Source organism: Actinacidiphila polyblastidii, assembly GCF_036353415.1.
Classification (GTDB): Bacteria; Actinomycetota; Actinomycetes; order Streptomycetales; family Streptomycetaceae; genus Actinacidiphila; species Actinacidiphila polyblastidii.
Map to the genome: position 1 here is coordinate 1 of NZ_JAZEWV010000064.1, position 7793 is coordinate 7793.

Genomic DNA, 7793 nt, shown 5'->3' on the forward strand with positions numbered 1-7793 from the left:
TCCGCCCGGCCCGATCGTTCCGGCCGGACCGAGCGGGCCGGGCGGGCCGGGCGGGCCGGGCGGGCCGGGCGGGCCGGGCGGGCCGATGCCCGCGGAACGGGCGCTGGCCGGACACGAACGGGTGCTGCTGCGCGGCGTCGCCGGATCGGGCAAGAGCACGCTCGTGCAGTGGCTCGCGGTCAGCGCCGCCCGCCAGGAACTCGGCGAGCACCTCGCCCACCTGCGCGACCTCGTCCCGTTCGTGCTGCCGCTGCGCACCGTGGCCCGCCGCGGCGCGCTGCCCGCGCCCGGGGAGTTCCTGTCCGCCGTGGAGGCCCCGATGACGGTGCCGCCGCGCTGGGCCGAGCAGGTCCTGGCCGAGCGGCGCGGCCTGGTGCTGGTCGACGGGCTCGACGAGATCGACGAGCGGGCCCGCGACCGGGTCGGCGACTGGCTGCGCCGGCTGCTCGCCGCCTACCCGGGCAACCACTGGCTGGTCACCTCCCGCCCGTCGGCCGTCGAGGACTCCTGGCTGGCCGACGAGGGCTTCACCGAGCTGACCCTCTCCCCCATGGGCCGCGCCGACGTCCGCGCCTTCACCGCCCGCTGGCACGACGCCGCCCGCGCCGGCGTCCGCGGCGACACCGCCGAGCTGGCCCGCATCGACGGCTACGAACGCTCGCTGCTCGACGCCCTGCACACCAAGCAGGACCTGGCCAGGCTCGCCACCAACCCGCTCATGTGCGGCCTGATCTGCGCGCTGCACCGCGACCGCGGCGGCTATCTGCCGACCGGCCGCAAGGAGCTGTACGACGCCGCGCTGTCGATGCTGCTGGTCCGCCGCGACCAGGAACGCGACCTGGCGCCCGCGCTGGCGGAGGCGCCGCAGGTCCAGCTGCTGCAGAAGCTCGCGTACTGGCTGGTCAGGAACGGCCAGGCCGAGATGGACGTGGCCGACGCCGTCGGGCTGATCGACGGGGCGCTCCCGGCCATGCCCGCGGCCGCGGCGCTCGGCGACGCGCCGGCCGTCTACCGGCACCTGCTGGGGCGCAGCGGGCTGCTGCGCGAGCCCACCGACAGCACCGTGGACTTCGTGCACCGCACCTTCCAGGACTACCTGGCGGCCCGCGCCGCGGTCGAGGAACGCGACTTCGACCTGATGGCGCGCAGCGCCCACCACGACCAGTGGGCCGACGTGGTCCGCATGGCCGTCGCGCACGCCCGCCCCGACGAGCGCGCCCGCCTGCTGCGCAAACTCGTCGCCCGCGGCGACCGCACGAAGACGCACCGCACCCGGCTGCACCTGCTGGCGATGGCGTGCCTGGAGCACGCCACCGAGCTGGACCCCGGGGTGCGCGCACTGGTCCAGGAGCGCGGGGCGGCCCTCATCCCGCCGCGCTCCTACGGGGAGGGCGAGAAGCTCGTCGAGGCGGGGCCGCTGGTGCTCGAACTGCTGCCGGGCCCCGACGGGCTGCACGTGGAGGAGGCACGGTCCCTGGTGCTGACCGCGCGGTTCATCGGCGGCGACGCGTCGATCCCGGTGCTGGCCCGCTTCACCGGCCACCCGGACGGCGTCGTGCGAAGGGTGATCGCGGAGTTCCCGGTGGGCGCCGACCCCGAGCGGTACGCGGACGAAGTCCTCGGCCGGCTGCCGCGCGCGGGGACGACGTACTGCGTGCGCTCCCCGGAGGAGCTGCGGACCCTCGCACGGCTGGGCGGGGTCGAGCTCGTCCGCGCCGAGGGAGGACTCACGGCGCGGGACCTGGTCGCCGTCCTGCCGGAGCCGGGTCTCCTCACCTCGGTCGAGCTGGCCGGGCCCGCCACCGACGACGACCTGAGGGCGGTGTGCGATCTGCCCGCACTCACAGACCTGGTGCTCCTGGAGGCCGGCGGGCTGACGAGCCTGGCGCCGTTGCGCCGTGCCGCGCTCAGGGCTCTGCGCGCCTACAGCCTGCCCGCGTCGCTGGACCTGGCCGACCTTGGCGGGCTCACCGAGCTGGACTCACTGGCGCTCGGAAGTGACGACCACTGGTGGACGGGCCTGTCCACGCTGCCGACGGGGCTGCCGGTCACGGAGCTGTTCACCAGCTACGGGCCGCGCGGCCTGGAGGGCGTCGAGCGCCTGCCGCTGCTCACGCACCTCGGCTCCTTCTCCCACGCGCGGCCCTTCTCCCGCGGCGACTGGGACCGGCTGGGGGCGCTGCCCGACCTCTCGTCCTTCTCCGCCAGCAGCCAGATCGCCGTGCTCGACCTGCGCCTGACGCCGCTGCCCGGCATCCGGAAGCTGGGCATCAGCGCCCGGGACGACGAGACGCTGCTCCGGCCGGTGCCGGCGCTCTTCCCGGGCGTGGAACACCTGATGGTGATGACCGGCCTGGTCAAGGCCCCGCGCTCGATCGACCTGGCCCCGCTCGCGGAGCTGCCGCACCTCGCCTCGGTGGTGATCAACGACCCCGTCCCCGGCCTGGCCCTGCTGCACGGCGACGCCCTGCCGCCGGAGGTGACCGTCACCCTCAGCCCGCGCCCCCGCGGGTGAACGCGGACGCCCCCGGCCCCGGACCGTGGCAGGTCCGGGGCCGGGGGCGTGGCAGTGGCGCGGGTGACGCCGGAGGCGTCACGCCTCCTTGCTGAGGTTGGGCGGGCCGCCCGCCGTCTCGACCGGCGGGGCGTCGGCCACGGTGACCTTCTCCTCGCCGCGGAAGGTGAACTTCGCCGCCTCGCCCTCGCCCTCGACGTCCACGACGACGATGTGGCCCGGACGCAGCTCGCCGAAGAGGATCTTCTCCGACAGCGAGTCCTCGATCTCCCGCTGGATCGTGCGGCGCAGCGGACGGGCGCCGAGCACCGGGTCGTAGCCCCGCTTGGAGAGCAGGATCTTCGCCTCGGTGGACAGCTCGATGCCCATGTCGCGGTCCCTGAGCCGCTCGTCCACCCGGCCGATCATCAGGTCGACGATCTGCAGGATGTCGTCCTGGGTGAGCTGCGGGAAGACGATCACGTCGTCGACACGGTTCAGGAACTCCGGCCGGAAGTGCTGCTTCAGCTCGTCGCTGACCTTGGCCTTCATCCGGTCGTAGGTCGACTTCGTGTCCCCCTGGGCGGCGAAGCCCAGGTTGAAGCCCTTGGAGATGTCCCGGGTGCCGAGGTTGGTGGTCATGATGATCACCGTGTTCTTGAAGTCCACGACCCGGCCCTGGGAGTCGGTCAGCCGACCGTCCTCCAGGATCTGCAGCAGGCTGTTGAAGATGTCCGGGTGGGCCTTCTCGACCTCGTCGAAGAGCACCACGGAGAACGGCTTGCGGCGCACCTTCTCGGTGAGCTGGCCGCCCTCCTCGTACCCGACGTAGCCGGGAGGAGAGCCGAAGAGCCGCGAGACGGTGTGCTTCTCGCTGAACTCCGACATGTCCAGGGAGATCAGCGCGTCCTCGTCGCCGAAGAGGAACTCGGCGAGCGCCTTGGACAGCTCGGTCTTACCGACGCCGGACGGGCCGGCGAAGATGAACGAGCCGCCGGGACGCTTGGGGTCCTTCAGGCCGGCGCGGGTGCGGCGGATCGCCTTGGAGAGCGCCTGCACGGCGTCCTTCTGGCCGATGACGCGCCGGTGGAGCTCGTCCTCCATGCGCAGCAGCCGGGAGGACTCCTCCTCGGTGAGCTTGAAGACCGGGATGCCGGTGGCGGTGGCGAGGACCTCGGCGATCAGCTCGCCGTCGACCTCGGCCACGACGTCCATGTCGCCGGCCTTCCACTCCTTCTCCCGCTTGGCCTTCGCGGCGAGCAGCTGCTTCTCGTTGTCCCTGAGGGAAGCGGCCTTCTCGAAGTCCTGCGAGTCGATCGCGGACTCCTTCTCGCGGCGCACGTCGGCGATCTTCTCGTCGAACTCGCGGAGGTCCGGCGGCGCGGTCATCCGGCGGATGCGCATCCGGGAGCCGGCCTCGTCGATCAGGTCGATGGCCTTGTCCGGCAGGAAGCGGTCCGAGATGTACCGGTCGGCCAGGGTGGCCGCCTGGACCAGCGCCTCGTCGGTGATGGAGACCCGGTGGTGGGCCTCGTACCGGTCGCGCAGGCCCTTGAGGATCTCGATGGTGTGCGGCAGCGACGGCTCCGCGACCTGGATGGGCTGGAAGCGGCGCTCGAGGGCGGCGTCCTTCTCCAGGTACTTGCGGTACTCGTCGAGCGTGGTGGCGCCGATGGTCTGCAGCTCGCCGCGGGCCAGCATGGGCTTGAGGATGGAGGCCGCGTCGATCGCGCCCTCGGCCGCGCCCGCACCGACCAGGGTGTGCAGCTCGTCGATGAACAGGATGATGTCGCCGCGGGTGCGGATCTCCTTCAGGACCTTCTTCAGCCGCTCCTCGAAGTCACCGCGGTACCGCGAGCCGGCCACGAGGGCGCCCAGGTCCAGGGTGTAGAGCTGCTTGTCCTTCAGGGTCTCGGGCACCTCGCCCTTGACGATCGCCTGGGCGAGGCCCTCGACGACGGCGGTCTTGCCGACGCCGGGCTCGCCGATCAGGACGGGGTTGTTCTTGGTGCGGCGGGACAGCACCTGCATGACCCGCTCGATCTCCTTCTCGCGCCCGATCACCGGGTCGAGCTTGGTCTCGCGAGCGGCCTGCGTGAGGTTGCGGCCGAACTGGTCCAGCACGAGCGAGGTCGAGGGGGTGCCCTCGGCCGGCCCGCCGGCGGTGGCCGACTCCTTCCCGCCGGAGTAACCGGACAGCAGCTGGATGACCTGCTGCCTGACCCGGTTGAGATCGGCGCCCAGCTTCACCAGGACCTGGGCGGCGACGCCCTCGCCCTCGCGGATCAGGCCGAGCAGGATGTGCTCGGTGCCGATGTAGTTGTGCCCGAGCTGAAGGGCTTCGCGGAGCGACAGCTCCAGGACCTTCTTGGCACGAGGAGTGAAGGGGATGTGGCCGGACGGGGCCTGCTGCCCCTGACCGATGATCTCCTCCACCTGCTGGCGGACCGCCTCAAGAGAAATCCCGAGGCTCTCCAGGGCCTTAGCGGCGACACCCTCACCCTCGTGGATCAGGCCCAGGAGGATGTGCTCGGTGCCGATGTAGTTGTGGTTGAGCATCCGGGCTTCTTCCTGAGCCAGGACGACAACCCGCCGCGCGCGGTCGGTGAACCTCTCGAACATCGTTAATCGCTCCTCAGAGCGGTCGGGCAGTGAGGGGTCGGTCCCCTCCCTGTCCTACCGCATGCTAGTCCCGCACAGCGGCGCCGCTCACGAGTCACCCCCGCTCTCGCGAGGAAAGCTGCGCTACCGGCTGACGTCACTCCCACAACCTCGATGGTGCGAGACGATGTTCCCGCAGGCCAGGCGAATACCCCCGGAACAAGTACGCCCGTGGCGAACGCCCGCCCCGCCTGCTCGAACACCAGCCCTTCTCACTAGGTACTTCTTACCCTCAGCCACGCGTAATCCACACGGCGCGGCTGTTTCGAGTGCGCTACGGGCGAACAAACCCCTGTGGCCCCGGAGCGTCGCGTGCTGACCGTGCGCATCCGGGGCGCCGCGGTGCGTAACCCGGGTGGCCGGGGACAGTTGCACAGGTATGGGCTGGTACGAGCACGAGCTGGGGTGGCCGGTGGCCGGCGATCCCCCCGGTCTGGTCACAGGGGTGCGGTTCGACGCGCTGGACGCGCCCGCCGAGGCCGGTTTCGCCATGCTGAGCCGCTTCCCGCGGCCGGGGCAGCTGGGCCCCGTGGCGCTCGACGGGCGCCGGGTGCGGCTGCTCGTCGCCGCCGGGTCCGCCGAGGAGCTGCCGGGGCTGCTGCAGTGGCTGGAGTGGGGCGGGATCGCGCTGGACCTGGAGTGCCTGGGAGCCGGCCGGCGGATGCGGGCGCCGGCCCATCCCGACTGGGGCCGCAGGGAGGCCGCGTACGACCGGTCGGCGCCGGTGTGGCTGCGGCCTCCTCGGCCGGGATACGAGGTGGAGTCCGTCGTGCCCGCACTGAGCGTCGCGGGCGGGGCCGAGGGACCGGGGGTGACCGTCGGGCTCGCGGCACTGGTGGCCGCGCTCGCGACGGCCTGCCACCGGCTCGCGCTGTGCTCCCGCGTGCAGGATCAGCCGTGGGCCTTCTCGTACGCCTCACGGATGGTCGCCGGGACGCGACCGCGGTCGTTGACCTCGTAACCCTTCTCCTTGGCCCACGCACGGATCTTCGCCGTGTCCGGACCGGACGCGCCGCCGCCGCGCACGGCCTTGGTGCGGCCCCGCCCCGCCCTGCCGCCGGTGCGGCGGCCACTGTCCGTGTACGGGTTGAGCAGCCCGCGCAGCTTGTCGGCATTCTCCGTCGTGAGGTCGATCTCGTACGTCACACCGTCGAGTGCGAACGTCACGGTCTCGTCCGCCTCGCCGCCGTCGAGGTCGTCGACAAGAAGGACCTGAACCTTCTGTGCCACCGGCTTCCCTTTCATCGAAAACGGATTAACGGTAAAAGCAAAGCGCCTTTCCGCGGAAAACACAAACCCCTTGCGCGAACAGGTCCGTGCGAGGTAGCGCGATCCGGACAAACCGGATCACCTCAGAGTTGCAGCAGCATGCGGCTGTTACCCAAGGTGTTCGGTTTCACTCGCTCCAGGTCCAGGAACTCGGCGACGCCCTCGTCATTGGAACGGAGCAGCTCGCCGAAGACATCGCCGTCCACCGGGGTCGCGCCGATCTCCACGAAGCCGTGCTTGGCGAAGAAGTCCACTTCGAAGGTGAGGCAGAAAATTCGCCGGACGCCGAGCCAGCGTGCCGTGTGCAGCAACTTGGCGAGCAGCTGGTGGCCGACGCCCCTGCCGCGCTGCGAGGGCGCCACCGCCAGTGTTCTGACCTCGGCCAGGTCCTCCCACATCACGTGCAGTGCGCCGCAGGCCACCACGTCGGCGTCGTCGTCGCGTTCGGCGACCCAGAACTCCTGGATGTCCTCATAAAGCGTCACGGTGGCCTTGTCGAGGAGGATGCCGTCGCGGACATAGGAGTCCAGCAGGCCGCGCAGAGCCGGAACATCGCCGGTGCGGGCGCGACGGATGGTGACGTCATTCGACATGAGGGCCATGGGCGGACGCTATCGCCCTTGGGGTTCCGGCGGGTCGGAGGGGTCCGGCTCGCCGGACTGGATGATGCGCATTGCGTCCCGCAGCGCTTCGCGCTGTTCCGGGGACATCATGCCGAAGAAGTGGACGAGGGCCGCGGCGGGGTTGTCGCTCGCGGCCCAGGCTTCGTTCATCAGTGCGGCCGAGTACGCCGCTCTCGTCGATACCGCCTCATAGCGATATGCGCGGCCTTCGGCGGTCCTGCGCAACCAGCCCTTCTGGCGCAGGTTGTCCATTACGGTCATCACCGTTGTGTAGGCGATGGAACGGTCCCGGGTCAGGTCCTCGAGTACCTCACGAACGGTGACCGGACGGTTCCACTCCCACACACGGGTCATGACCGTGTCTTCGAGGTCTCCCAGTGGTCGTGGCACACCGGAAATACTACGGGCCGATAAGGGGAAATGCCTGAATTGTTACTCGGCGGTTCGCTGCTCGGCCGCTTCGGCGCGGGCGAACGCGGCGTCCACGGCGGCGTCCTCCTTGGCCTTGTTGGCGCCGCCCTGGTTCTTGATGATCGTCACGACGAGGCCGATGAAGAAGATCGCCATCACCAGCGGCGGCACGATCGCGGAAACGTAATCCATGCCCGACAGAGTAACCACGCGCTTCCGCCCGCCTTTGCCCGCCCTCGGTTGTCCGGGAACCGCTCCCGGCCGCCGGCCCTCCCCGCGGGCCGGGAGGGGCGCCAGCCCGCACGGAGGCGCGCCCCCGGCCCCGCCGGGGCCCC

General features: G+C 71.1%; 7 protein-coding genes. 2 read left to right on the plus strand and 5 right to left on the minus strand.

Going from position 1 to position 7793, the window contains the following annotated elements:
• The first annotated feature begins 85 nt into the window (after positions 1-85).
• A complete protein-coding gene (locus tag V2S66_RS34085; protein WP_330800945.1) occupies positions 86-2515 on the plus strand; it encodes an NACHT domain-containing protein in 2430 nt (809 codons plus the stop codon).
• Between the two features lie 78 nt (positions 2516-2593).
• Here V2S66_RS34085 and V2S66_RS34090 read toward each other — a convergent pair whose 3' ends face one another.
• A complete protein-coding gene (locus V2S66_RS34090) occupies positions 2594-5116 on the minus strand; it encodes an ATP-dependent Clp protease ATP-binding subunit (protein WP_330800947.1) in 2523 nt (840 codons plus the stop codon).
• A gap of 418 nt (positions 5117-5534) precedes the next feature.
• On the opposite strand from V2S66_RS34090, the gene V2S66_RS34095 reads away from it, so the two are divergent.
• On the plus strand, positions 5535-6116 hold the full coding sequence (locus V2S66_RS34095) for an SCO3374 family protein (RefSeq protein ID WP_330800948.1): 582 nt from the start codon (positions 5535-5537) through the stop codon (positions 6114-6116).
• Here the strand turns inward: V2S66_RS34095 and V2S66_RS34100 are convergent.
• From V2S66_RS34100 to V2S66_RS34115, 4 genes are all read right to left on the minus strand, one after another.
• Positions 6047-6385, minus strand: a complete 339-nt coding sequence (locus V2S66_RS34100) for a histone-like nucleoid-structuring protein Lsr2 (RefSeq protein WP_330800949.1) — start codon at positions 6383-6385, stop codon at positions 6047-6049. The genes V2S66_RS34095 and V2S66_RS34100 overlap by 70 nt on opposite strands.
• A 122-nt stretch (positions 6386-6507) precedes the next feature.
• On the minus strand, positions 6508-7026 hold the full coding sequence (locus V2S66_RS34105) for an amino-acid N-acetyltransferase (RefSeq protein WP_330800951.1): 519 nt from the start codon (positions 7024-7026) through the stop codon (positions 6508-6510).
• 9 nt (positions 7027-7035) lie between these two features.
• Entirely contained in the window at positions 7036-7437 is a 402-nt protein-coding gene (locus V2S66_RS34110; RefSeq protein ID WP_330800953.1) for a BlaI/MecI/CopY family transcriptional regulator, read from the minus strand.
• A 42-nt stretch (positions 7438-7479) separates the two neighbouring features.
• The gene (locus V2S66_RS34115; RefSeq protein ID WP_330800955.1) at positions 7480-7650 is read right to left on the minus strand and encodes a hypothetical protein; all 171 of its coding nucleotides are present in this window, start codon (positions 7648-7650) and stop codon (positions 7480-7482) included.
• Between the last annotated feature and the right edge of the window lie 143 nt (positions 7651-7793).

Excerpts from the sequence above, each read along its gene's own strand:
- V2S66_RS34085 (WP_330800945.1), top strand. The coding sequence starts at position 86 with ATGCCCGCGGAACGGGCGCTGGCCGGACACGAACGGGTGCTGCTGCGC.
- V2S66_RS34090 (WP_330800947.1), bottom strand. The coding sequence starts at position 5,116 with ATGTTCGAGAGGTTCACCGACCGCGCGCGGCGGGTTGTCGTCCTGGCT.
- V2S66_RS34095 (WP_330800948.1), top strand. The coding sequence starts at position 5,535 with ATGGGCTGGTACGAGCACGAGCTGGGGTGGCCGGTGGCCGGCGATCCC.
- V2S66_RS34105 (WP_330800951.1), bottom strand. The coding sequence starts at position 7,026 with ATGGCCCTCATGTCGAATGACGTCACCATCCGTCGCGCCCGCACCGGC.
- V2S66_RS34115 (WP_330800955.1), bottom strand. The coding sequence starts at position 7,650 with ATGGATTACGTTTCCGCGATCGTGCCGCCGCTGGTGATGGCGATCTTC.